Genomic DNA, 23,823 nt, shown 5'->3' with positions numbered 1-23,823 from the left:
TTGTTAATAAACCTTGAGTGTTGATGGGCGTCATTAGCCTAACGCCCAAGGCTCAAAGTAAAAGTCTGAATTATTGTTGCTTGAACAGTGTTTTTGCTCTCAACGCATTGGAATTATCCATTCCGAAAATAATTAATTACCGCGGCACAACGTAATGGTTCTGTTAACGCCGCGCGACATCAGTTGGCTTGCAACCTGTTTTGCTGCCGGGTCGCAGGTACGGTATGAGAATCGGTGCCATGCCCTTGAGTACTTGCACCGGCAGCGCCGAGGTGAATTTGAAGTTTTCCGCCGAGCTTCCCGGCACGAAAGCGGTCAGGGTGCCGAAGTGGGTATCGCCTATGTAGAACACGAACGTGGCCGTGCGGTTGAGCGATTTGGAACTCAGAATCCGCCCGCCGGAACCGATGGCCTGGATGCGGTTGTCACCGGTACCGGTCTTGCCGCCCATGGCCAGTGGGCTGCCATCCGGCAGTTTGAAACTGCCGGACACGCGTTTGGCCGTACCGGCATCCACCACCTGGGAAAGGGCTTCGCGCATGGCGGTGGCGACCTCGGACGGCATCACTCGTTTGCCGACGTTCGGGTCATTGATCAATTTGGTTTCATACGGCGTGTTGGCCGCGAAGTGCAGGCTGTCGATACGCAGGGTCGGCATGCGTACACCGTCGTTGAGGATGGTGCCGATCAGCTCCGCCAATGCAGCCGGACGGTCGCCGGAACTGCCGATGGCGGTGGCCAGTGAGGGCACCAGGTGATCGAATGGGTAGCCGACTTTCTGCCAGCGCTGGTGAATGTCGAGGAATGCTTCGATCTCCAGCATGGTGCGGATGCGACTGTCGCGGGCACCCTTGTGCCGGCTTTTGAACAGCCAGCTGTAAACCTCCTGGCGCTCGAACTGGCTGGCTTTGACAATGTCGCCCCACTTGGCGTCGGGGTGATTGAGCAGGTAGCCCATCAGCCACAGGTCCAGCGGGTGAACCTTGGCGATGAAGCCCTGGTCCGGCAAGTCGTAAGAGCCGGGAGCGTAGGCCTCGTAGAGCCGTGCGAGACGCTCGTCCGTGAGTTTCTCAGTGAGCTTGGCACCCGTGAGGTGTGAGCGCACGAAGGCGTTGAAGCTTGCCTGACTGGCTTGTGGCAGCAGGTAGCGGTGCACGGCGGCCATGCGGATCGGGGTCGGGCGCATGCTGTCGAGGAAGGTCTCGAGCCGTTCCTGGGTGTCCTTGTTCTTGTACTTCTTCCAGAACTTGAGCAGGAAGGAACTACCCTCACGGTCGGCGAATTCGGCCAGGTATTCCTGACGCCGCGGGTCACGGTCGTCCTTGAGCAGTTCGGCACTGCTGTTCGGGCCGGAGTAGGTGGTGTAGCGCACCAGGTCACGCATCAGGCGGATGAACGGCAGGTTGATCGACTCGCGCAGGGCGTCGCGCAGGGTCGGTATGCGGTCGTTGTCCTCCTTGCGGAAGTTGTGGAACACATGCAGGCCACCACCGGTGAAAAACGCCTCGCCGGGGCTGGCGGAGTATTTGCGGTCCAGGGCGGCGCCGAGCATTTTTTGCAGGTCGCGGTCCTTGTTTTCGATCAGGTAGTCGACCGCCCAGCGGCTCAGGCGGTCCTGCTCCGGCACGTCGACTTTCTTCAGTTCCGGGACGGCCATGCCAGCGTATTTGTCGTGCAGCTCGGCGATGATTTGCAGGTAGGTGGTCAGCACACGCATTTTCGCGGTGGAGCCCAGCTCCAGTTTACTGCCTTCGTTGATGTCGAATGGCTGGTCGGTACTGTCAGTCTGCACCCGCACCCGAGAGCCGTCCGGGGTCAGTTCGAACAGGGTGAAGCTGTAGCGCACCTGGGTGGTGCTGGTGGGGGTCAGAAGGCGTTCGCCCATCAGACCGATTTGCGTGGCAAACGCAGGGTCGGCCAGTTTTTTCAGGTACTCGGTGGCCTCGGCTTGCAACTCGCCTTGCAGGGTGCTGGTGGCGGACAGGTCAAGGCGGTCGAGGTCATACAGCGGTCGGTTGAGCATGCCGGCCAGGCGGCTGCGCGCGACACTGATGCCCTTGTTGGCTTCGATCGGTTGAATGGTCGGTTGGGTGGCCCAGTCGCGGTAGGTCACTTTGCTGGCCAGGGCGGCGGCGGCGAACTGAGCGTCGATTACATGGTTTTGCGCCAGCAGGCGAATATGGCTGTCGGTGAGGTCGGCCAGTTCATCGTGACCCTTGGTCAGGTAATGCGACGGGCGGCGCTGGGCGATCATCAGCGACAGCATTTCACGCAGGGCCAGGCCTTTTTCCGCCATGGTTTTTGGGTCTGTTGCTGTGCTGGTCAGGACTTCGTTGGCCTTGTTGAAGTCGGAGCCATACCACACGCGCAAGCCCTCAGCCATGCCATGCACTTCGCCGTGGCCCGGTACGGCCGACAGCGGCACGCTGTTGAGGTAGTCGCGAACCACGTTCTGCCGGGCTTCCAGGGTTTGTGGCCCAGCCTGATAGGCGCGTACGGTGGCGGAAATCATCTGGCGAATTTTTTCCGCGCCATTGACCGTCAAGCCATCGGGGGAGTGCCGGTACTTTTCCAGTTGCGTGGCCAGGGTACTGCCGCCGGCGGATTGGCCGGGTACGTGAAACAGCTTGGCCACCTGTGACCACGCCGCCATGCCGAACCGTGGCCAGTCCACCGCCGGGTTGGCCAGCGGTTGTCCGGGGTCCAGCAGGAAACGGTTCTCGATGAACAGCAGGCTGTTGACCACTACCGGCGGGATCGAGGAAAAGGATGAATAAAGCTGCTGCGGATAGTTGTACTGGTACAGCGGCGCTGCGCGGCAATCGGTGATCGACAGCCCGGCCTGGATTTTCTCGGCATAAGGCACGAACAGGCCCTTGTCGCTGTACTTCAACAGCGCCGGAGAAAAGCGGGTTTGCGCCTCAACGACGAAATTGCGCTTGATCAGGCGCGGCAGGAATTCATCCAGCGAGCTGTAGCCAAGGCGCCGATCGAACGGACCGTCGCCCGGATAGCGAATCGCATCGCTGGGGCCGGGTTTGAGCTCATAGTTCAGGGACGCGGCGTATTTACTGACTTCCCGGGCCTGGAATTTCGAGGTACGCATTTCCCTCGCAGCCGCCAGCCCCACGACAATCGCGATGATCAACAGCAATAGCCAGAACGCTCCCCATCCGTGCCTGGAGCGACGGGGTTTTTCAGGTATAGGCGCTTGATCCTCTTGTTCAGTCGGAACCACGGTTTTACTCGAATCGGTTTGCCACAAAGCGCCCATAGTCGACTGATCCATTTACGCAGATTGATCGGACTTGACTCAAGCTTAGACGGTGGTTGGCGAGGGTGAAAAAAATGTGAAGGGTAAAACGTCGGATAAAGGCCTAGTGCCATTCAGTTAAGGGGGCGACCAGCGCTGATTAGCCTGTGGCGAGGGAGCTTGCTCCCGCTGGGCTGCGTAGCGGCCCCAATACCGGTAATTGCGCTTCGTCTGATAAATGGGATCAGCCGAATTGCGCCTGCTACGCAGGCGAGCGGGAGCAAGCTCCCTCGCCACAAAAGCAGTCGGCTGGAATGCTTGTTTTAGACATGTCTAAGGGGTAAATGCGGCTTTGGCAGGGGCATGACGATGCACCATTGTTGTGCAATACTCCGCGCCGTTTAAATGGCGAAAATTCCTGCAATATCCAGGTGATGCCTCTCCAAGAGTTGGGTTATTGCCGGGGTTTATTACTGAATTTATTGGTTTATATAGTGAATATCTCTGTCGTCGGCTTTTTATACTGCCCGACCCGCTGATCTTGCAGGTTTTATCCTGCAGGACGGTTCTGCTTACAACGCAGGTCCGGTTACGCGAAGCAACTGGCTTATCGGTCGGGAGCCTCAACGCTCGGCGGTCATATCCAACAACAAGATGAGGTGCCCCTTATGCCCGTAGGCAATCACCAGCCCAACGGCGAGACCGCTCAGGGCGGTCCGCTTAAACGTGAACTCGGCGAGCGGCATATTCGCCTGATGGCACTCGGTGCCTGTATCGGCGTCGGCCTGTTCCTCGGTTCAGCCAAGGCCATCCAAATGGCCGGCCCCGCCATCATGTTGTCCTACATCATCGGCGGCCTGGCGATCCTGGTGATCATGCGCGCCCTCGGCGAGATGGCCGTGCACAACCCGGTCGCCGGCTCGTTCAGCCGTTACGCCCAAGACTACCTCGGCCCGCTGGCGGGCTTCCTGACCGGCTGGAACTACTGGTTCCTGTGGCTGGTGACCTGCGTCGCGGAAATCACTGCCGTGGCGGTGTACATGGGCATCTGGTTCCCCGACGTGCCGCGCTGGATCTGGGCGCTTGCGGCGTTGATCAGCATGGGCTCGATCAACCTGATCGCGGTCAAGGCCTTCGGTGAATTCGAGTTCTGGTTCGCCCTGATCAAGATCGTCACCATTGTTGCGATGGTGTTAGGCGGCATCGGCATTATCGCCTTCGGTTTCGGCAACGACGGCGTGGCCCTGGGCATCTCCAACCTGTGGAGCCACGGCGGCTTCATGCCCAACGGTGTAACTGGCGTGCTGATGTCGCTGCAGATGGTGATGTTCGCCTACCTGGGCGTGGAAATGATCGGTCTGACCGCCGGTGAAGCGAAGAACCCGCAGAAAACCATTCCCAATGCCATCGGCTCGGTGTTCTGGCGCATTCTGCTGTTCTACGTCGGCGCGTTGTTCGTGATCCTGTCGATCTACCCGTGGAACGAAATCGGTACCCAGGGCAGTCCGTTCGTCATGACCTTCGAGCGTTTGGGCATCAAGACCGCAGCGGGCATCATCAACTTCGTGGTGATCACCGCTGCGTTGTCGTCCTGCAACGGTGGCATCTTCAGTACCGGGCGCATGCTCTACAGCCTGGCGCAGAATGGCCAGGCCCCGGCCGGGTTCGCCAAGACCTCGAGTAACGGTGTGCCGCGGCGTGCGTTGCTGCTGTCGATCGGCGCGTTGCTGCTGGGCGTGTTGCTCAATTATCTGGTGCCGGAAAAGGTGTTTGTCTGGGTGACGTCCATCGCCACCTTCGGCGCGATCTGGACCTGGGTGATGATCCTGTTGGCCCAGCTCAAATTCCGCAAAGGCCTGAGCGCAAGCGAAGCGGCCGGCCTGAAATACCGTATGTGGCTGTACCCGGTCAGCTCTTATCTGGCGCTGGCGTTCCTGGTGTTGGTGGTCGGCCTGATGGCGTACTTCCCGGACACCCGCGTGGCGTTGTATGTGGGACCTGCGTTCCTGGTGGTGCTGACGGTGCTGTTCTACATGTTCAAGTTGCAACCGACGGATGTTTCGCAAGGCGCCGTGCGTTCGGCTTCGTAAGTTGTAACCGTTGTAGGAGCAAGCTTGCTCGCGATGAACTCAAGAACGCCGCGTTCCGTCAGTAAACACGCGTCTTCGTTAAAAACCATCGCGAGCAAGCTCGCTCCTACAGGATTGCGGTCGATCCTTGGGCTGCCTGAGCAGTCCGGTTCAACCGCTTGTTGAACTCAAGCCAGGTCGCCAGCAGCGCCATCAATCCGGCGCCCGCCAGCGCCGTGAAAATCTGCATGGCAAACGCGTCGTCGGTCAACGCATTGACCATGTCCGCCAAGGGCGCCAGCAGCACGCCCAGGCAGAAAATCTCCAGCGAGAAACGGCCCATGCGGCAACTTTGTTGCGCGAGCCAGTTTTGCGTCCATCGGCTGTCGGGAATCAACTTCGCCGTGACGTAGGCCAATGCGAGGAAATGCAGCAGGCGCACGGGGGACAGGTCGGTCTTGCTGATTGGGTACAGCAGGTTCTTCAGGCTTGTCGGCACCACGGCATCGTGTAGATCTGACCAACGCCACAGAACGGTCATCACACCCGCGGCCACGACATACAGCGCTGCACTGACAAACAACGGCTGGCGTAGCAACGGGCGAGTGTCGGGCGGGTGCGGGCGCTGGCTGTGAATCGCAGCGGCACCACCGAGTACGAACAGCAACTGCCAGGCAACCGGGTTGAAATACCACACGCCGTCCTTGATGGCCGCCAGGTTCCAGCCCGCCAGTGGCACCATCAGATACAGCGCCAATGACATCGCGACCACTACCCAGGCCTTGCGCACCAGTACGGGCAGCACCAGGGGTAAACCCGCCAACAGCACGATGTACAGCGGCAACGGGTCCATCAGGTTGGGCTTGAAGCGCAACAGCAGTTCATCGATCAGGGCCTGCTGCGGGTTGCTGATGAAGTGATGCATGCCCATTTCCTCCACCAGGTCCCGTGTTTGCACATGGCTGTTGGCGAAAAACACAATGCCCATCAGCATCGCCAGCAGGAAGATATGCACCACGTAGAGCACCCACGCCCGGCGCAGGATTTTCACGCAGGCGATCAGAACGCCTTCGCGCGCCAGGACTTTGCCGTACGCCAGCACCGCCGCGAAACCTGCCAGAAACACGAAAACCTCGGCGGCATCGCTGAAACCGAAGTTACGCAGGGTGATTTGCCCCAACGGGTTATGGGGCACGTGATCCCAAAAGATGAAGATCAATGCCAGACCACGAAAAAAGTCGATCCGGTGATCGCGCGCTAACGTCATGACAACAGGCTCGTAACAGCAGGTAAATTGGCTTGGCCGTGGGCGCAAAAGGCCGTGGGGCCAAGCGGCGGCGCGCAGGGTGGACTGATTCGCGGGCAATTGCAAAACCGGGATATTACCGGATGTCTCAGGCGTTGCCCCAAGGCTCAACCGCTGGTCTGAAAGGTCCGTCGACTTGCGCTTTCTGACAGTAGACAGGCTCCAATATTAATGAGTGCAACGTTTTTAAAACGGGAGCCTCACATGAGACTGTTGTGGAAGGGGCTGTCCAGTTACACAGTGATCGGGGTCGCCAACACCCTGATTCACTGGCAGGTCTTTTTCCTGCTGAACGTGGCAGCCGGTCTCAGTCAGGCGCTCAGCAATCTGGCCGCCTTCTGCGTGGCTGCGTCGTTTTCCTTCTACATGAACGCGCAATTTACCTTCACCGCCAGTGTCACGGTCGCCGGTTATCTGCTGTTTCTTTTGGGCATGGGGGCATTGAGCCTGGGGGTCGGCCATCTGGGCGACGTCTGGCAATTGCACGGTTTGCTCACCGTGGCTCTGTTTTCGGCGTTGAGCCTGGTGTTCGGTTTCCTGTATTCCAAATACGTGGTGTTTCGCGAGCGTGATCAATGAAAATCTCGCTCATTGTCCCGGTGTTCAATGAAGAGCAGGCGATCAACCTGTTTTATCAGGCAGTGAGACGCGAGTTGCACCTGGGCGATGCCGAGGTCGAGATCGTGTTCATCAACGATGGCAGCTCCGACCGCACGGCCGAACAGGCTACGGCACTGGCCCAGGCGGATGATCAGGTCCTGCTGATCAACTTCTCGCGCAACTTCGGTAAGGAACCGGCACTGTTTGCCGGCCTGGAACATGCCAGCGGCGATGCCGTGATTCCCATGGATGTCGACCTGCAGGACCCGATCAGTGTCATCCCGTTGTTGGTCGAACAATGGCAAAAGGGCGCCGATGTGGTGCTCGCCAAGCGGCGCAATCGGGACGTCGACGGCTACCTCAGGCGTCACAGTGCGTCAATTTTCTACCACGTGCTCAATCGCATCGCCTACACGCGCATCGAGGAAAACGTCGGGGACTTCCGGCTGATGGATCGCAAGGTGGTCGACGTGATCCGTTCCCTGCCCGAGCACCAGTTGTTCATGAAGGGTGTGTTGTCGTGGGCCGGGTTCAACACCGTGGTGGTGGAGTACGAGCGGGCCGGGCGGGTGGCGGGGAGCAGCAAGTTCAATGGCTGGAAACTGTGGAACCTGGCCCTGGAAGGCGTGACCTCGTTCAGTACCGTGCCCCTGCGCTTGTGGACTTACGTCGGTGGCGGCCTTTCGATTTTCGCGGTGCTGTATGCCGTCTACATGGTGCTGGACAAGATTTTCTTCGGCAACAGCGTCCCCGGTTATCCGTCGCTGATGACGGCGATCCTGTTTCTCGGCGGCGTGCAACTGATTGGCGTCGGCATCCTCGGCGAATACATCGGTCGCATCTATATCGAGGCCAAGCAGCGGCCGCGCTATGTGATCAGGGATATCGTCGGCGGCAAAAACCGGGGCGGGCGCTAGTATGGGCCGGTTCAGCGACTTCTTCGTTCGCGAACTCAGCCGGCATCAGGTCTGGCGGTTTTTTCTGTTCGCGACCTTTGTGTATGTCCTGCCATTGATCCTCGCGGACTTCCCCTACATCGATGACAACTGGCGCTCGCTGGCGGCGGGCATGGCCTGGGCTGAACAGGGGCGGCTGTTCGCCCAGCTGTTCTACAACGCCCTGACTTTCAGCCATGCAGCGCCGAACATCTTTCCCTTACCCTTGTTGATCGCCACGCTGGCCATGGCGTCGGCGCTGACCAGCCTGACGTTCCATTACTTCCGCCAGCCCACCGTCGCTTGTTGCCTGGTGCTGTTACCGCTCTGGTACACCCCGTTCTTCCTGCAGAACCTGTCTTATCAATACGACGGTCCCACCACGACCCTGAGCCTGGTGGCGGTGATCTACGCGATCACCTTTCGTCACTCTTTGCGCAGCGTGCAATGGCTGGTGCCGTCGTTTCTGATTGCACTGGCGCTGGGGTTGTACCAGATCAGCCTGAATGTGTTCCTGGGCCTGTGTTGCCTGGAGTTGCTCAGGGCCGCCAACGATAAAACCGCCCCGCTGCCATGGGGCGACCTGTTGGGCTGGAAAGCCGCCCAGCTCATCCTCGGCGGGATGATCTACAGCGTCAGTGCTGGTCCGTTCATGGACTCCAGTCGCACATCGCTGCTCGATTGGTCGGCGCATCCTTTATTGCAGATCCAGATCAACATGGGCCGGGTCCTGGAAAAAGTCGTGCTGCTGTTCAATATTGGCTGGCTCTGGGTATTCGGCGGGTTGTTGCTGTTGGCGATGGCCGGGGCGGTGCGGCTGGGACTGAACGTAGCGGCGCGTCAGGACAGCGGACCGAAGAAGCTGTTGATCGGCGTGATGTGTTTGCTGACATTGCCGGTGGTGACGCTGCTGGTGTCCGGTGTCGCGTTGTTTTTCCGCGACTTCAACGAAGGCGCCCGTACTTTGATGGGCTTCGCCGTGCTGCTGGTGTTGCTGTGCTATTTGAGTCATCTGGCGTTGGCGTCGATCCATGAACGATTGCCACTGTTGCTGATCATTCCGTTGCTGGCGATGTTGTCGCTGTCGTTCGCCTATGGCCGGGTGCTGACCATGCAGAAAACCTTCGCGTCCACGGCGCTGACCAGCCTTGATTACGACATCGCCAGCCGTCAGGCACTGCGTGAGGCCAAGCGGATCTACATGTCGGTGACTTATTCCGACTACTGGTTAACGGCGGCGGCAGGCTCATTCAAGCAGATGCCGGTGCTGCACTACCTGCTCAATACCGACTTTTACATGCTGGCCGAGAATCTGCCGAAAGCGGGTATCACCAACGTGATGGCGGAGCAGGAGCGGCGTAATGCAACACGGGTCGGCTATCAGGGCTATGTGCCGTTGGTGGATAGCCAGTTCTACCGGATTTACCTGATCGGTGATTACGGTTTTATCGTGATGAAGGAGCCGGCCCCGACCAAAACGCTGCGTTGGTGACGTGGGATTTCGACCGGGGCGGCGAGTTTGATCCTGTCCCGCAGGTTCAGGCCCACCAGGGCGTTGTGCACGAACAGCAGGCCTTCGTGCATTGGCACGCCGACATGGATATGAAGATCCCTGTGGGAGCGAGCTTGCTCGCGATGGCGGCGGGTCAGTCAACATCAATGCTGAATATGACACCGCTATCGCGAGCAAGCTCGCTCCCACATAAAAAGCAAGGTGTTGCAAAGGTCATTCAGGCATTTTGTGCCTGCAGAAAAATCGAAAACAGCTCGGACTGGGACTTGATCCCCAGCTTGCTGTACATGTGTTTCTTGTGGACTTTCACGGTTTCGACCGAGATTTCCAGCTTACGGGCGATTTCTTTACTGGAGCAACCGCTGAGCATCAAACGCCCGACATCCAGCTCCCGGGCCGTCAACTGCGCGCCTTTGAGTTGCTGCACCGAGGCTTCCAGCTGTACCCGCCAATCGGCTTGCGCCGGTGCGGGGGCCAGGGCCAGGACTTCGTTGATTTCATAGGGTAGACGCTGGCGCAACAGGCCGAGCACCCACGGCTGGATCAACGACAACAAGGCAATCTGCTGGCCGCTGAAGCGCTGCGTGCTACCCAGTGACAGGCACAGCGTGCGCTCGCCCTCGAGCTGACAATTGAACTGGATTTCGTCGGCCACCACATTCAGACGAAAGTAGCGCTGGTAATACTCGGTCAGCTCGAAGTGCTCCGGGGCCACTTCCGACAGGCGATACAGGCCGGTGCGCGACTGCTCGCGGCAGGCGATGTAGAAGGGATCGAGCAGGTACAGGCCGCGCAGATAATCCTGGAACAGTTGATCAGGGCTGCCGTCCTCGCCGGGGCACTCGGCGAACACCTGTGGGCGCTGGTCGGCACTGAAAAGCAGGGCCACCCAGCTGTCGAAGGGCACGTATTGGTCCAGCAACCGGACAAGCTGGGTCCAGAAATTGGGCTTGTCCAGGGCGTCGATCAGTTGCCCCACCGAGCGGTGCCAGGCGATGTCGTCCAACGAGAGTGTCATGCCTCTACCCCTATCGTGTTACCCCAGCGGCGTAATTCCCCGCCCGCGTGCTTGCTGCGCATACTGGCGCACAGACACCGACCGGGCAATCTTTCTGCCGCCCGGCCCATGACAAGGAATACCCATGAAGGTCGAACTCGCCCAATTGGCAGGCCGTGACAACGACACGGCCTACAACCTCGAACGCACCCTGGCGGCCATTGCCGTGTGCGCCGCCGATACGCAACTGATCCTGTTCCCCGAAGGCCACTTGATGGGCTTTCCTTCGGCGCAGTCCGTGGCCGAAGTGGCCGAGCCGCTGGACGGACCGTCCGTCAGTGCGGTGATCGCCGCCGCCCGCCAACGCAATATCGCCGTGGCCATCGGCATGGCCGAGAGCGACAGCGGTCGCTTCTACAACACCACGTTGCTGATCACCCCTGAAGGCATCGCGCTGAAATACCGCAAGACGCACCTGTGGGCTTCGGATCGCGGTGTCTACGAGGCGGGCGATCGCTACGCCACCTGCCTGTGGAACGACGTGCGTGTGGGCCTGCTGATTTGCTACGACATCGAATTTCCCGAAAGCGCTCGCGCCCTGGCGCAGTTGGGCGCCGAACTGTTGATCGTCACCAACGGCAACATGGACCCGTACGGCCCGACCCACCGCACCGCGATCATGGCCCGCGCCCAGGAAAACCAGGCGTTTGCGCTGATGGTCAACCGGGTGGAGGAGGGGGACGGTGGTCTGTTGTTCGCCGGTGGCAGCGCCCTGGTCGATCCGCTGGGCACCTTGTTGTTCGAAGCCGGACGCGAGGAAGGGCAGTTCGCGGTCGAGCTGGACCTGAACCAGCTGACGGCGGCGCGCCAGGATTATCGGTATCTGGATGATCAGAGGCTGAGGTTGCCGGGGGAGGTGGTTGAGCAGGTTGGCGGGGTGCGGGAGCTGCTGATTCCTGTGCGCTGATCCGGATTGCTTGTCGACCGGGCTGACGCCATCGCGAGCAAGCTCGCTCCCACAGGGGGACTTCAGTGGATTCAGGTTTTGTGAACGACACAAATCCTGTGGGAGCGAGCTTGCTCGCGATGGGGTCCTGACAGACGACACACCTGTTTGACCATTCACCCAAGAACAACAACACAACACCCGTAATTTGCGCCGAACTCGGCTCTGCCATAAATCCAATAAAATTCGGAGTAGTCGCTCATGGCTCGTTTGCAACGCACCCTGTCACTGGGGTCGGTGGTGCTGTTTGGCATTGCCTATATGACGCCGATCATTGTCCTCGGCACCTTTGGCATCCTTGCCCAATCCACCGCCGGCATGGTGCCGGCCGCGTACCTTGCGGCGCTGGTGGCGATGTTTTTCACCGCCATGAGCTACGGGCGCATGGCCTCGGCATTCCCGGTGGCCGGCTCGGCCTACAGCTATGTGCGCAAGGCCATCAGCCCGAAACTCGGGTTCATTGCCGGTTGGGCGGTGCTGCTCGATTACCTGTTCCTGCCCATGGCAATCTGGCTGATCGGCGCGGCCTACCTCAACTCCGCATTCCCGGCGGTACAGCAATGGGTCTGGGTGCTGGCGTTCATCGGCATCACCAGCGCGATCAACATCGTTGGCCTGAAGCTGGCCAATGGCGTCAACGCCTTGCTGATGCTGGTGCAGTTCCTGGTGCTGATCGCCTTCGTCGCGTTGTGCGTGCATTACGTCGGCGGCGATGCGAGCACGCCGTTATGGTCGATCAAACCGTTTTTCAACGGTGACATGCAGATGCCGCTGATCATGAGCGGCGCGGCCATCGCCTGTTACTCGTTCCTCGGTTTCGACGCAGTCAGCACCCTGACCGAAGAAACCCGCGATCCACGCCGTACCATTCCCCGGGCGATCATGCTGATCACCCTGATCGGCGGGCTGATTTTCGTCGGTGTGTCGTACTTCGTACAGATCGCCCATCCGTCGTTCCAGTTCGACAGTGTCGACTCGGCAGCCTATGAAATTGCCCGCAACATCGGTGGCGACCTGTTCGTCTCGATCTTCCTGATCGGCCTGATCGTCGGCCAGTTCGCTTCGGGGCTGTCGGCCCAGGCCAGCGGTTCTCGGCTGCTGTATGCCATGGGCCGCGACGGCGTGCTGCCGAAAGCGTTTTTCGGCACCTTGCACGAGCGCTTCGGCACGCCAATCAACAGCATCCTGCTGTGCGCGGTGGTGGCGTTGCTGGCACTGAAACTGGACGTCACCACCTCGACCTCCTTCATCAACTTCGGCGCGTTCCTGGCGTTCAGCCTGGTCAACCTGTCGGTGATCTTCCATTACTGGATAGGTGGCGAGAAAAAAGGCCCGCGCGAATTCGTGCTGTTCCTGCTGTTCCCGTTGATCGGCCTGGCAGCTGATTTATGGCTGATGGTCAGCCTCGATCATCTGGCGATTTATCTGGGGTTGAGCTGGCTGGCAATTGGCGTGGTGTACCTGGCGGTGTTGACCGGTGGTTTGCGTCGGCAGCCGCCGGAGATGGATTTTCAGGAAACGCTCTGAGGCGCCGTCAGGCAGCCGGTCGGGTTTGGCGTAGCGGCAGTTGTACGCGAAATGTAGTACCAGCCCCCAGTTTGCTGCTCACCGAAATATTGCCACCATGTTTTTTCACGATGCCATAGGACAGGGACAAGCCAAGCCCTGTCCCTTGGCCTACCGGTTTGGTGGTGAAAAACGGGTCGAAGATTTTTGGCAGGGCGTCGGGTGCGATGCCTGATCCTGTATCGGCAACTTCGATCCACGCCGTGTCGCCCTGTGTCCCGGTGCTAAGGGTGATGGTGCCGCGTTCGGGGCCCATGGCCTGCGCGGCGTTGACCACGAGGTTCATGATGACCTGGTTGATTTGCGAGGGCAGGCACTCGATTTCCGGCAGCGCCTGGTAGTCCTTGACCACATCGGCCTTGTACTTGAGTTCGCTGGCGACGATGTTCAGTGTCGACTCGATGCCCTGTTGCAGATTGGCCCACTGCCATTGCTGATTGTTGTCGATCCGAGAGAAGTCCTTGAGGTCCCTGACGATCTGCCCGACCCGGCTGATTCCTTCCTTCGACTCCTTGATCAACAGCGGCACGTCCTCGCGCAGGTACTCAAGTTCGATCTGTTCACGCAAGTGCGCAAGTTGCAGTGCTGTCTGGCTGCCCGCCAGAGCCTGTTCCGCGTTGTGATAGGCGTCGAGCATGGTCAGCAGTTGCTCAAAGTAACCATCCAGAGTGCCAAGGTTGGAGGAGATGAAGCCGATCGGATTGTTGATTTCATGCGCGACACCGGCGGCCAATTGGCCCAGTGAAGCAAGCTTCTCCGATTGAACCAACTGGCCTTCCAGTTGCTTGCGCTCGTCGATCTCGCGCTGCAATGCCTCGCTGGCCTGCTTGAATTGGGCTGTGCGCTGATCCACCAGATGTTCCAGGTGATGCATCTGCAGCGAAGCTCGTTCGGTCATTTCCCATTTGGTCAGCAGGGTGTTGGCCATTTGCTGCACTTCGATGTTGTCGAACGGTTTCTTCAGGATCAGCAGTCGGTCATGGGCATGCAGACGATCGAGCAGATCGTCCCAGGAATAATCAGAGTAGGCGGTACAGACCACCACCTGTAATTGCGGATCCTGCTGCCACAGGTGTTCGATGGTTTTTGCCCCGTCCCAGCCGTCGGGCATGCGCATGTCGACAAACGCCAGCGCGTAGGGGCGTTGCTCCTGCAGGGCCCGGTTGAGTTTATCCACGCCTTCTTCGCCACCATAGGCCGAATCCAGTTCGAACGTCGGGCGCTCGGGCCTGGCCTGTTCGCCAAACAAGGCGGCTTCCATCTCGTCGAGTTCTGCCGACCGAGCCTGGGGCGGGGTGAGGATCTTGCGAAAATCGTCGTGGATCGACGGCATATCGTCGATCAACAGAATGCGGCGGTTCGAGAGCCCGCTCATGCGTTCTCCGTTACGGCGATCAACGGTATCTGCAGGGTAAACAGCGCGCCCAGGCCCGGGCCGTCGCTGTGTGCGGTGAGATGGCCGTTCATTTCGATGGCCGCCAGCGCGCAGCTGTGCAGGCCGAAACCATGACCTTCCTTGCGGGTGGTGAAACCGTGGGCAAAAATCCGCGTCATGTTTTCCGGGGCGATACCTTCGCCATCATCCTTGACACTGATTTCCAGGAACGTGTCGTCGACGATTCGCACGCCGAGGGTCATTTCCCTGGGCCGGTCGTTGAGGCCGGACATTGCGTACTTGGCATTGCTGATCAGGTTGATCAGGATCAGCAGCAAACGATGCTTGTCACCCATTACCTGAGGCACCTCACTGTATTCCCTGATCACCGAGACGTTATGCCGGGTCAGCGCGCCGGCATTCATGTGCAGGGCGTCCTCGAGCAGTTCGCTGATGTACAAAGGTTCGGTGATGCTTTTGGCCCCGGTATAGGATTGCTGGGTGGCAACGATGTCCTTGATGTGGTCGACACTCTTGCTCATCTGCCCTAGTTCGTCGGCCATTTCCTGCTGTTCGTGGGCGATGGCGTCGACCAGTTGATTGAGATAACCGGGCAGCAGCTTGCCCTTGTCGTCCTGAGTCAGGAAATGCCCAAGGTCTTGCGGATGTTCGTTGATCAGTTGCATTGCCTTGCCCAGGCCCTGGGTCTTGCTGCTGCGAAGCTTTCGCGCAATCAGGTCGGAAGAAATGTTCACGCTGTTGAGCACGTTGCCGACGTTGTGCAGCACATTGGTCGCGATTTCGGCCATGCCGGCCTGGCGTGCGGCGTCGAGCAGTGCGCTCTGGGCATTCCTGAGCTCGCGGGTACGCTCCTCGACCCGTTGTTCGAGCACGTCGTTGGCGGTCTGCAAGGCCGAATTGACCTGATTGATTTCGGCGAAGCTGCGGATCAGGCGGATAGTCAGCCAGATCAATACCAGTACCAGCAAGACGGCAAGCAGCAGCAGGTAGAAATGGTACTTCTTGTCGGTCTTCTCGGCTTGTTGCTGATCACGGTCGAGCATGCTGGTGATGTTGTCCAGACGATCGGCCACAGGGACCGCTTCGATCTCTTCGAGCAAGCCGTTGACGATCGGCTGCTCACGCAAAATCAAGGCAACGTGATTGCTCAGGATCGTGATCGGGGCATGAAACTTCATGGGCAGGCGTTGCATGTTCACCGTCAGTTTGCTCAGCCCCACCTGAATGTCGGCGGCTTTGTCGGCGGAAGTGACCTGGGCGAACTCCAGGGCACTGAGCAACAGGTCAAAGGTGTCGGTGGCGATGTTCTGCACTTGCAGCTTGTCGAGGTCAGGCAGGTTGGACAGTTGCGCCTGGATATCGTCTTCGGCGGTGGGCAGGAAGGCCAGGGAGTTGCGCAACAAGGCGTTGTGCGACTTGAACCGCTCCACCAGACGGGTCTTTTCCTGCATCGCCTGCAAAAAACCCTCGTGGGCATCGTCCCATTGCCGTGAGTTGTTGCGGCCATGACCGGACTCTATGGCGTCGAAGCGTTCCCACAGCCGGTTCATCTCGTTCATTGGTGAAACCAGAGGGTCGTAGTTATGCGAAATCGCCACCCTGGATTTGAGGATTTCGGTTTCCCACAGTGAGTCCTGCTGTTTGATCTGGCGTACCAGATCCCGGGACTCGGTGTATGCCACGGTCTGTGCCGAGCTGGATTTGAGGTAGAGAAAGACCAGGACACAAGCCAGGGTCACGGCGATGATCCCGAGAAACAGCAGGCTGGTACGCCGAGAAATTTTTTTCATGGCTGACCCTCCCTTTTGCCGCTCAGGGTCTTGAGGAACTTGATGATCAACGCTTTGTCTTCCGCGCTCGGCATGCGCCCCAACTGATACTGGAACATGATGTCCACGGCTCTTTCGAGGGTGGGCGCCGAGCCGTCGTGAAAGTAGGGGGCGGTCAGCGCGACGTTGCGCAGGCTCGGGACCTTGAACACCGAGCGGTCCGCTTCGTCACCGGTGATGTTGAAGCGTCCCTGGTCGGTCGCGGTCGGGTTGCCGCGATCGGCGATGTAATCACCGAACACCCCGAATTTCTGGAACATGTTGCCGCCGATGTTCACGCCCTGATGACAGGCAATGCAGCCGTAGTCCTTGAAGCGCTGATAGCCGTATTTCTCATCGAGGGTCAGGATGTCCGTATTGCCCAGCAGGTATTGATCGAAACGGGATCCGGGGGTGAGCAAGGTGCGCTCGTAGGCGGCCAGGGCGCTCTGTATGTTGGCCTTGGTCACTGCATCCGGGTACGCCGCGCTGAAGCCTGCGCGGTAGTCTGCATCCTCATTGATCCGCTGGAGGATGGTGTTCCAGTCGCTGCCCATTTCGTGGGGACTGGTAATGACCACGTTGCTCTGCGCCTCGAGTGTTTCGACGCGACCGTCCCAGAACTGGCGAAAGTTGAGGCTGGCGTTGAACACCGTCGGCGTGTTGATCGATACCGGTTGTCCATCGAAGCCGAGGGAAAATGCGCGGGTGTCGGCCCCGCTCTTGTCCAGTTGATGACAACTGGCGCAGGACAGCGTGTTGTTGACCGACAGGCGCGGATCACTGAAGAGCCTGCGACCGAGTTCGACCTGATTGGGGTTCTGTTTCGGTATCTCGGGCAAAGGTTTGAGCGGTTCGTCCAGCGGCGCGGCACCGGCGACTGTGCAGAACCCGTAAAACAGGAGCGCAAGAGGCAGTGGCGATTGCCTGGTGAACTCCACGCCAGGCTGCAGTTTCTGGCTGTTCATGAGTCGTCTCGCTGTTCTGCCCACCCGACGGCCAGCAGCTGTGCAAAAGCGTCTGCCGGCAAGGCCTTGCTAAAGAGGTAACCTTGGCCTTCTTCACATTGATGGGCCTTGAGAAACGCCAGTTGCTCCTGGGTCTCGATGCCTTCGGCAATGACATTCAGGTCCAGGCTCCTGCCCAGACTGATGATCGCGCCGACCAGGGCGGCATCGTTGGTGTCAATGCTCAGGCCACGAATGAACGACTGATCGATTTTCAGCACATCGATGGGGAACCGGCGCAGATAGCTCAGGCTGGAATAACCGGTGCCGAAGTCATCGATGGCCAGCCGCACCCCCAGCGTCTTCAGCCGGTTCAACGTGGTCATGGTCGCCTCGATGTTCTGCATCAGTACACCTTCGGTTATTTCCAGTTCCAGCAGGCAAGGGGGCATTCCCGTCTGTTGGAGTATCTGCTCGACACCTTCGACGAAGTCACGCTGACGAAAGTCGATGGCCGATGTGTTGACCGACATGCGGATCGCCGGCAGTCCGGCTGCTTGCCAGCGTCGTGTCTGGCGACAGGCTTCGGCCAATACCCACTTGCTCAGTGGCACGATCAGGCCGCTGTCTTCGGCCACGGGGATGAACTCGGAAGGATAGATCCAGCCATTCCCGGGTTTTTGCCAGCGCACCAGCGCCTCGGCACCGACCACCCGCCCGCTGTGCAGTTCGATTTTCGGTTGGTAGTGCAGGACGAATTCGTGCCTTTGCAGGGCCTGACGAATGCCCGATTCGATGCTCTGCTGCTCCCGGGCACGCTGGTTCATGGCTTCGATGAAAAAACCGATGTCGTTCGGGCCGCTTTCCTTGATGTTGCGCATGGCGGATTCGGCTTTTTTGATCAGGTCAATGGCCTCGAGCCCGTCATCGGGGTAAATGCTGATGCCCAGGCTGGCGGTGATGCTGATCTCATGGCCGGCGATCGACTGCGGGCAGCGCACGGCACTCAACAGTTTTTCGGCGATGCTACGGGTCTGCTGGGGGTGGTCGATGTCGCTGAGGATCACCACGAATTCGTCGGCGCCATAGCGAAAGACCGAGTCGGACTCTCGCACGTACTTGAGCAGTTGTTGCCCGACCCGTTTGAGCATTTCGTCCCCGGCGGGATGGCCCAGAGCATTGTTGATGCGCTTGAACCGGTCCAGCCCGAGAAACATCACCACCAGATGCTTGTCATGGCGTCGGCAAGTGGCCAGCGACTGACTCAGGCGATCGCCCAGCAATGTGCTGTTGGGCAGCCCTGTAAGGGCGTCGTACTGTAGCAGGTGCGACACCTTGAGCAGTTCGTGGACCCGTGCCTCGATGGTCTGCTCAAGGCTCAACAACTTAAGTGCCGCGTCCTGTGCCAGCTGCCATTTCCAGGTCAGGGCATTGGCCATCTGGCGGATTTCCAGGGTGTCGAAAGGTTTTTTCAGAATCAGCAACTGATCACCGAACTCCAGTCGTTCGGCCATGGCCTCCCAGCTGTAGTCGGTATAGGCGGTGCACAAGGCAATTTGCAGGTTCGGGTCGGCGTTCCACAGGTGTTCAATGGTTTCCAGGCCGTCCCAGCCGGGCGGCATACGCATGTCGATAAATGCCAGGGCATAGGGGCGGCTATCGGCCAGTGCGCGTTCGACCAGTTCCAGGGCTTCCTTGCCCTGGTAGGCGGAGTCGATCTGGAAGGTGAGACGTGGTGATTGCCGAGTCCCGAACAATGAGTGTTCGAGGCTGTCCAGATCCATCTCGTCGCTGGTGCTCGGGGTGAGGATCTTGCGAAAATCGGCATGGATCGCCGGTGCGTCGTCAATGATGAGAATACGTCGGTTGGTCTGGGGGAAAAGTGTTTTCATCCCTCATCCTCCCTTGAGGACGGGGGAGTGATGCTCCCGTCCCTGAGCAATCGGGCCGCTTGTTCAGGATTCAGGGCCTCGCTGAAGTAGAGGCCTTGCGCGCTTGATAACGGGTCGGCGGACTCTGGCGTGCGGGGCTGATCCGACGGCTGGACGCCTTCGGTAATGATGCCGATACCCAGGTCCCGGGCGAAGTTGACGATTGCCCGCAGGCTGTTGGCGCCAGCCGCATCCTGGGTCGCGCCATCGATAAAGGATTGGTTGAGCTTCAGGTGATTGACCCGGTAGGTTTTCAGGTAATCGAATGATGAATATTCGGTGCCGAAATCGTCGATGGCGATTTTTACCCCCAGTTCACGCAGGCGTGGCAGTACATCGTTTTGGGTCCACTTGGTTTGCGCCAGAGTCGCTTCGGTCACGTCGAAACGCAGGTCCCAGGGGGCGAGTTCCCATCGTGCAGTGGTGCGCAGAACGTCGTAAATGAATTCCGGACCACTCTTTAGCTGCGCCAGGGAGAGTTTGATCGCCATCACGGGAGGCGCCATTCCCTCGTTACGCCACAGGTTCATCTGCCGGCAGGCCTGATCCAGCACCCAGCGTCCGAGAGGGATGATGGCACCGGTCTTTTCCGCCGCGGGGACGAAAGCCGACGCCTGCAGCTCGCCGCGCCGGGGATGGCACCAGCGCACTTGCGCTTCCATGCCCAGGATCCTGCCGCTGTGCATATCCACTTCCGGAACGTAATGCAGCGTCAGTTCATCGCGTTCGATGGCCGTCATCAAGTCATTGGCGATGGCCATGCGTTCGGCCACCTCTTGAGTGATCTCCTGCGAGTGGAAGTGATATTGGTTGCGGCCCATTTCCTTGGAACGGTACAGCGCCATGTCCGCCTGGCTCAGCAGGCTGTCGGCGTCGAAGCAGGCGACGCTGTAGCTACTTATGCCGATGCTGACTGAAAGGTGCAGGGCATTGCCGGCGAGGTTGTACGGCGTCAGCAGCGCATCGCGGATATTGGCCGCCATGGCGGCGGACTGGGTCGGGTCGCTGACGTCCAGTTGCAGGATCGCGAACTCGTCTCCGCCCAGGCGTGCCACCACATCGTTTTCCCGCACGCCGGATTTGATGCGCCGGGCCACTTCCTGCAACAGCAGATCGCCCACCGGGTGGCCGAGGGTGTCGTTGATCCGCTTGAAGTGATCCAGATCCAGATAAAATACCGCGAATGCCTCTGCGCCTCGACGTGCGGCAGCAAAGGCCTGATGCAGGCGTTCGATCAGGGTGGCGCGGTTGGCCAGGCCGGTGAGCCCGTCCGTGCGGGCGAGCAAGGCCATTTTTTCCTCGGCCAGCCGGCGCTCGGTAATGTCGAGAATGATCCCCTCGACTTCCAGCAGGCGACCGTCCTGGTCCCGCACGGGAATGTAGCGGTTCTCCACCCAGCGCCATGCACCCTGGCCGGTGCGCAGGCGAAACTCGATCGAGGCGCCCAGTGCATGGCGGTCCAGCACCCGGGCCATGGCCGCATCGACACTGGCCTGATCTTCCGGGTGAATCAACTGCTGGGCCCAGTTGGCCGAGCTCACCAGATCGGCGGCGACGTGACCGTAGCGGGTGATGTTATGGGAAATGTACATCAGCGGAAACGACGGCTCGCCACGTAACCGGTAAAGGATGGTCGGGCTGTTCTGCACGATGATATTGGCATCGGACAGTTCCCGGGTGCGCTCCTGGACCGCTTGTTCCAGCAGGTTCATCTTGAGCGCGGCGTCTTCGGTCATCTGCCATTTGACCGTGAGTGCGCTGGCCATCTGGCGTATCTCGATGGCGTCGAAGGGCTTCTTGAGAATCAGCAGGCTGTCGCTCAGCGCCAGCCGTTGGTCGATGTCTTCCCAGGAGTAGTCTGAATAGGCAGTGCACAGCGCGACCTGCAATTTGGGATCGACCTGCCATAACCGTTCGATGGTTTCCAGGCCATCCCAGCCAGGCGGCATGCGCATATCGATGAATGCCATTGCATAGGGACGATCATCGGCCAGGGCGGCTTCGAGCTTGTCCAGGGCTTCGCGGCCCTGAAACGCCGAGTCCAGTTCAAAGTGCTGGGTCTGCGTGGTGGACCGGGTGCCGAACAGGAGGCTTTCGGTTTCTCCCAGACTGTCGTCTTCGACAGTGGCCGGGCTGAGTATCTTGGCGAAATCGGCATGAATCGACGCGGTGTCGTCGACGATGAGCACACGGCGATTGATGCGCGTCTGCCAGGTGTTCATGGGGCGGTACCCGCAGGAGTACACGCGTTCATTATCGGGAGCATCCTTTTCCCTCGTCACATGCCCGCTTGCAGGCTGGTTGTGCAGTCCGTTGCCTTGAGCATAGTTGCCTTTGGCCACGTTGCTCGCAGAACTCAGAACAATAATTAACCCGAGCGATACGGAAAATCATCTAGCCTGTCATTCAAGCGTAGGCAGGAAAAACGGTAGGCCCGCGCTGTCTGTCACGCTTGAGACCATGCCATGGAAGAGCAATCCGTACCGATGTTGAACAATCGCCCAAAATTGTTACTGGTCGATGATGAGGAGCCGATCCTGAACAGTCTGCGTCGCCTGTTGCGTGGCCAGCCCTACGAGGTGCTGCTGGCCACCAGCGGTGCCCAGGCGCTGGAAATCATGGCGTTGCAGCCAGTGGATCTGGTGATGAGCGATGCACGCATGCCCAATATGGACGGCGCCACGTTGCTGGCGCATGTCCGTCAGCGTTATCCGGCGACCACGCGGATCATGCTCACCGGTTATGCAGACCCCTCGGCGATCATCAAAGCCATCAATGAAGGGCAGATCCACCATTACATCAGCAAACCGTGGAATGACGACGAAATGCTCCTGACCCTGCGCCAGGCCCTGGACCACCAGCATTCGGAGCGTGAGCGCCAGCGCCTGGAACAATTGACCCGGGTGCAGAACGACCAGCTCAAGTCGCTCAACAACACACTGGAAAAACACGTCGCCGCCCGCACCGCCGAATTGCAGCAGACCGCCGACATGCTCGACCTGGCCTACGAGGAGCTCAAGCACAGCTACGTCACCGGCACCGAAGTGTTCTCGCTGCTGGCCAACCTGCGCCTGCCACCTTCCAAGCAGACTAACCGGCAGATCATCGAACTGGTGCGCGGCTACTGCACGGAACACGGGCTGGACGAAGCCGCCAGCCGCGACCTGACCATGGCGGCCGCGCTGTATAACATCGGTAAGCTGAGCTGGCCCGACAGCATGATGGTCACCCCTTCGGATCTGCTGAGGCACACTGACCGCGACCGCTATCGTGGCTATCCGAAGCAGAGCGAATCGCTACTGATGACCCTGGACCCGATGAAGGATGCGGCACGGTTGATCCTGCACCATCAGGAGCGCTGGGACGGCAGCGGTTTCCCCGACCGGCTCAAGGGCAATGCCATTGCGTTCGGGTCGCGATTGCTGAAGCTGGCGGTCGATTTCGTCGAGTTGCAGCGAGGATTGATTCTCGAACGACAGATGAACAGCGACGAAGCGCTACTCTACCTGCGACAGCACGCCGGACGACTTTACGACCCGGACCTGCTCGAAGATTTCATCAAGGTATGCATCACATTTCTGAGCGATATCACCCTGGCCGATCCGAAGGTCAAGGTCCTGAGCACCCGGGAACTGACGGCCGGGATGGTGCTGGCGCGCAATCTCAACGCCGATAACGGCATGCTCCTGCTCAATGCCGGCAAGGTGTTGAGCGACCCGCTGGTGGAAAAACTGATCGCCTTCGAAGCCATGGAAGGCGGCAAGTACAGTATTTTCGTGAAGGTCCCGCAGGATACCCCGCAGCTGCTTCAGGCCAAGGCATGACGGCGGAGGGTCGGACATGGGATCCTTGTGATTTCCATCAGGGTCCATGGCTGACACATGACATCTGCATCCGCTGTTTCACCGCGTACTATCCATATCGCTGCCGCCCTGCTGATCGGCCCTGATGGCCGCACACTGTTGGTACGCAAGCGCGGCACCACGGCGTTCATGCAGCCGGGTGGCAAGATCGAGCCCCATGAATTGCCGGTTCACGCCCTCGCCCGGGAGCTGGAAGAAGAGCTGGGCCTGGACATCGACCCGGCGCAGGCCGTTTACCTCGGCCACTTCTCGGCACCGGCCGCCAACGAGCCGGGTTTTGTCGTACACGCCGAGATTTTTCAGCTGCACATCGCTGTCGGCGTGACGCCTGCGGCGGAAATCGAAGAAGTGATCTGGATCGACCCGGCCACCGATGGCGGTATCAGCCTGGCGCCATTGACACGGGACCTGATCCTGCCGTTTTATCGGGCATCGCTGACTGCGATCGCCTGATCATTACGCAAAGGACCTCGCCCATGATCCCGCTTCAGGACCTGCTGATTTTTGGTTCTTCACGGAATCCCGGGAAACACAGAAACAAGAACGCCGATTTGGTTGATGATGTTCGTGCGAGCAAACACATCTAACAAACCGGCGTTCTTATGCGCGATATTAATACTTTCCTTCCTTTTT

General features: G+C 59.4%; 16 protein-coding genes and 1 pseudogene. 8 read left to right on the top strand and 9 right to left on the bottom strand.

The window, feature by feature from the left end:
• Positions 1-163: 163 nt before the first annotated feature.
• Positions 164-3,274 carry a transglycosylase domain-containing protein gene (locus KGA81_RS20135; RefSeq protein WP_223547849.1) on the bottom strand — a complete coding sequence of 1,037 codons (3,111 nt, stop codon included), beginning with the start codon at positions 3,272-3,274 and terminating at the stop codon, positions 164-166.
• Positions 3,275-3,921: 647 nt separating this feature from the next.
• Here KGA81_RS20135 and KGA81_RS20130 point away from each other — a divergent pair.
• On the top strand, positions 3,922-5,343 hold the full coding sequence (locus KGA81_RS20130) for an amino acid permease (RefSeq protein WP_223547848.1): 1,422 nt from the start codon (positions 3,922-3,924) through the stop codon (positions 5,341-5,343).
• Between the two features lie 106 nt (positions 5,344-5,449).
• Here KGA81_RS20130 and KGA81_RS20125 read toward each other — a convergent pair whose 3' ends face one another.
• Positions 5,450-6,589: an OpgC family protein gene (locus tag KGA81_RS20125; RefSeq protein WP_223547847.1), complete on the bottom strand. Its 1,140-nt coding sequence runs from the start codon at positions 6,587-6,589 to the stop codon at positions 5,450-5,452.
• A 243-nt stretch (positions 6,590-6,832) separates the two neighbouring features.
• Between KGA81_RS20125 and KGA81_RS20120 the strand changes: the two genes are divergently transcribed.
• The 3 genes from KGA81_RS20120 to KGA81_RS20110 are packed head-to-tail and all read left to right on the top strand — an operon-like array spanning position 6,833 to position 9,655.
• A complete protein-coding gene (locus KGA81_RS20120) occupies positions 6,833-7,207 on the top strand; it encodes a GtrA family protein (protein ID WP_223547846.1) in 375 nt (124 codons plus the stop codon).
• Positions 7,204-8,145 carry a glycosyltransferase family 2 protein gene (locus KGA81_RS20115; RefSeq protein ID WP_223547845.1) on the top strand — a complete coding sequence of 314 codons (942 nt, stop codon included), beginning with the start codon at positions 7,204-7,206 and terminating at the stop codon, positions 8,143-8,145. Before KGA81_RS20120 ends, KGA81_RS20115 begins: the two co-directional genes overlap by 4 nt.
• Position 8,146: 1 nt before the next feature.
• A complete protein-coding gene (locus KGA81_RS20110; protein ID WP_223547844.1) occupies positions 8,147-9,655 on the top strand; it encodes a glucosyltransferase domain-containing protein in 1,509 nt (502 codons plus the stop codon).
• Between the two features lie 5 nt (positions 9,656-9,660).
• On the opposite strand, the pseudogene KGA81_RS30260 reads toward KGA81_RS20110, so the two are convergent.
• Positions 9,661-9,762 (bottom strand): annotated as a pseudogene (locus KGA81_RS30260) (hypothetical protein); the annotation flags it as partial.
• Positions 9,763-9,893: 131 nt separating this feature from the next.
• Complete coding sequence (locus KGA81_RS20105; RefSeq protein ID WP_223547843.1) at positions 9,894-10,694, bottom strand: helix-turn-helix transcriptional regulator; 801 nt, start codon at positions 10,692-10,694, stop codon at positions 9,894-9,896.
• Positions 10,695-10,818: 124 nt separating this feature from the next.
• Here KGA81_RS20105 and KGA81_RS20100 point away from each other — a divergent pair, with 124 nt between their 5' ends.
• Both KGA81_RS20100 and KGA81_RS20095 read left to right on the top strand, forming a co-directional pair.
• The gene (locus KGA81_RS20100; protein ID WP_223547842.1) at positions 10,819-11,640 is read left to right on the top strand and encodes a carbon-nitrogen hydrolase family protein; all 822 of its coding nucleotides are present in this window, start codon (positions 10,819-10,821) and stop codon (positions 11,638-11,640) included.
• Positions 11,641-11,880: 240 nt separating this feature from the next.
• On the top strand, positions 11,881-13,206 hold the full coding sequence (locus KGA81_RS20095; protein ID WP_223547841.1) for an APC family permease: 1,326 nt from the start codon (positions 11,881-11,883) through the stop codon (positions 13,204-13,206).
• Positions 13,207-13,213: 7 nt separating this feature from the next.
• On the opposite strand, the gene KGA81_RS20090 is transcribed toward KGA81_RS20095, so the two are convergent.
• Genes KGA81_RS20090 through KGA81_RS20070 form a run of 5 tightly spaced genes read right to left on the bottom strand, consistent with a single transcriptional unit; the run spans position 13,214 to position 21,549 of the window.
• On the bottom strand, positions 13,214-14,620 hold the full coding sequence (locus tag KGA81_RS20090) for an ATP-binding protein (protein ID WP_223547840.1): 1,407 nt from the start codon (positions 14,618-14,620) through the stop codon (positions 13,214-13,216).
• Positions 14,617-16,431, bottom strand: coding sequence for a DAHL domain-containing protein (locus KGA81_RS20085; protein ID WP_223547839.1), 1,815 nt, complete (start codon positions 16,429-16,431; stop codon positions 14,617-14,619). The genes KGA81_RS20090 and KGA81_RS20085 overlap by 4 nt, the downstream gene beginning before the upstream one ends.
• On the bottom strand, positions 16,428-17,417 hold the full coding sequence (locus KGA81_RS20080) for a cytochrome-c peroxidase (protein WP_223547838.1): 990 nt from the start codon (positions 17,415-17,417) through the stop codon (positions 16,428-16,430). The genes KGA81_RS20085 and KGA81_RS20080 overlap by 4 nt, the downstream gene beginning before the upstream one ends.
• A complete protein-coding gene (locus KGA81_RS20075; protein WP_223547837.1) occupies positions 17,414-19,288 on the bottom strand; it encodes a putative bifunctional diguanylate cyclase/phosphodiesterase in 1,875 nt (624 codons plus the stop codon). The genes KGA81_RS20080 and KGA81_RS20075 overlap by 4 nt, the downstream gene beginning before the upstream one ends.
• A complete protein-coding gene (locus tag KGA81_RS20070; RefSeq protein ID WP_223547836.1) occupies positions 19,285-21,549 on the bottom strand; it encodes an EAL domain-containing protein in 2,265 nt (754 codons plus the stop codon). The genes KGA81_RS20075 and KGA81_RS20070 overlap by 4 nt, the downstream gene beginning before the upstream one ends.
• A gap of 243 nt (positions 21,550-21,792) precedes the next feature.
• Between KGA81_RS20070 and KGA81_RS20065 the strand changes: the two genes are divergently transcribed.
• Both KGA81_RS20065 and KGA81_RS20060 read left to right on the top strand, forming a co-directional pair.
• Entirely contained in the window at positions 21,793-23,151 is a 1,359-nt protein-coding gene (locus KGA81_RS20065; RefSeq protein ID WP_223547835.1) for an HD domain-containing phosphohydrolase, read from the top strand.
• A 57-nt stretch (positions 23,152-23,208) separates the two neighbouring features.
• Positions 23,209-23,643, top strand: coding sequence for an NUDIX hydrolase (locus KGA81_RS20060; RefSeq protein ID WP_223547834.1), 435 nt, complete (start codon positions 23,209-23,211; stop codon positions 23,641-23,643).
• The last annotated feature ends 180 nt before the right edge of the window (positions 23,644-23,823 follow it).

It is taken from the genome of Pseudomonas sp. A-B-19, from assembly GCF_019947515.1.
GTDB lineage: Bacteria > Pseudomonadota > Gammaproteobacteria > Pseudomonadales > Pseudomonadaceae > Aquipseudomonas.
This window is presented reverse-complemented; position numbering and strand designations above follow the sequence as displayed.

What these genes read in the sequence shown, in the direction of transcription:
- KGA81_RS20120 (WP_223547846.1), top strand. Translation starts at nt 6,833, where the DNA reads ATGAGACTGTTGTGGAAGGGGCTGTCCAGTTACACAGTGATCGGGGTC.
- KGA81_RS20085 (WP_223547839.1), bottom strand. Translation starts at nt 16,431, where the DNA reads ATGAAAAAAATTTCTCGGCGTACCAGCCTGCTGTTTCTCGGGATCATC.
- KGA81_RS20070 (WP_223547836.1), bottom strand. Translation starts at nt 21,549, where the DNA reads ATGAACACCTGGCAGACGCGCATCAATCGCCGTGTGCTCATCGTCGAC.
- KGA81_RS20115 (WP_223547845.1), top strand. Translation starts at nt 7,204, where the DNA reads ATGAAAATCTCGCTCATTGTCCCGGTGTTCAATGAAGAGCAGGCGATC.
- KGA81_RS20065 (WP_223547835.1), top strand. Translation starts at nt 21,793, where the DNA reads ATGGAAGAGCAATCCGTACCGATGTTGAACAATCGCCCAAAATTGTTA.
- KGA81_RS20105 (WP_223547843.1), bottom strand. Translation starts at nt 10,694, where the DNA reads ATGACACTCTCGTTGGACGACATCGCCTGGCACCGCTCGGTGGGGCAA.
- KGA81_RS20135 (WP_223547849.1), bottom strand. Translation starts at nt 3,274, where the DNA reads ATGGGCGCTTTGTGGCAAACCGATTCGAGTAAAACCGTGGTTCCGACT.
- KGA81_RS20075 (WP_223547837.1), bottom strand. Translation starts at nt 19,288, where the DNA reads ATGAAAACACTTTTCCCCCAGACCAACCGACGTATTCTCATCATTGAC.
- KGA81_RS20100 (WP_223547842.1), top strand. Translation starts at nt 10,819, where the DNA reads ATGAAGGTCGAACTCGCCCAATTGGCAGGCCGTGACAACGACACGGCC.
- KGA81_RS20090 (WP_223547840.1), bottom strand. Translation starts at nt 14,620, where the DNA reads ATGAGCGGGCTCTCGAACCGCCGCATTCTGTTGATCGACGATATGCCG.
- KGA81_RS20110 (WP_223547844.1), top strand. Translation starts at nt 8,147, where the DNA reads ATGGGCCGGTTCAGCGACTTCTTCGTTCGCGAACTCAGCCGGCATCAG.
- KGA81_RS20125 (WP_223547847.1), bottom strand. Translation starts at nt 6,589, where the DNA reads ATGACGTTAGCGCGCGATCACCGGATCGACTTTTTTCGTGGTCTGGCA.
- KGA81_RS20130 (WP_223547848.1), top strand. Translation starts at nt 3,922, where the DNA reads ATGCCCGTAGGCAATCACCAGCCCAACGGCGAGACCGCTCAGGGCGGT.
- KGA81_RS20095 (WP_223547841.1), top strand. Translation starts at nt 11,881, where the DNA reads ATGGCTCGTTTGCAACGCACCCTGTCACTGGGGTCGGTGGTGCTGTTT.
- KGA81_RS20060 (WP_223547834.1), top strand. Translation starts at nt 23,209, where the DNA reads ATGACATCTGCATCCGCTGTTTCACCGCGTACTATCCATATCGCTGCC.
- KGA81_RS20080 (WP_223547838.1), bottom strand. Translation starts at nt 17,417, where the DNA reads ATGAACAGCCAGAAACTGCAGCCTGGCGTGGAGTTCACCAGGCAATCG.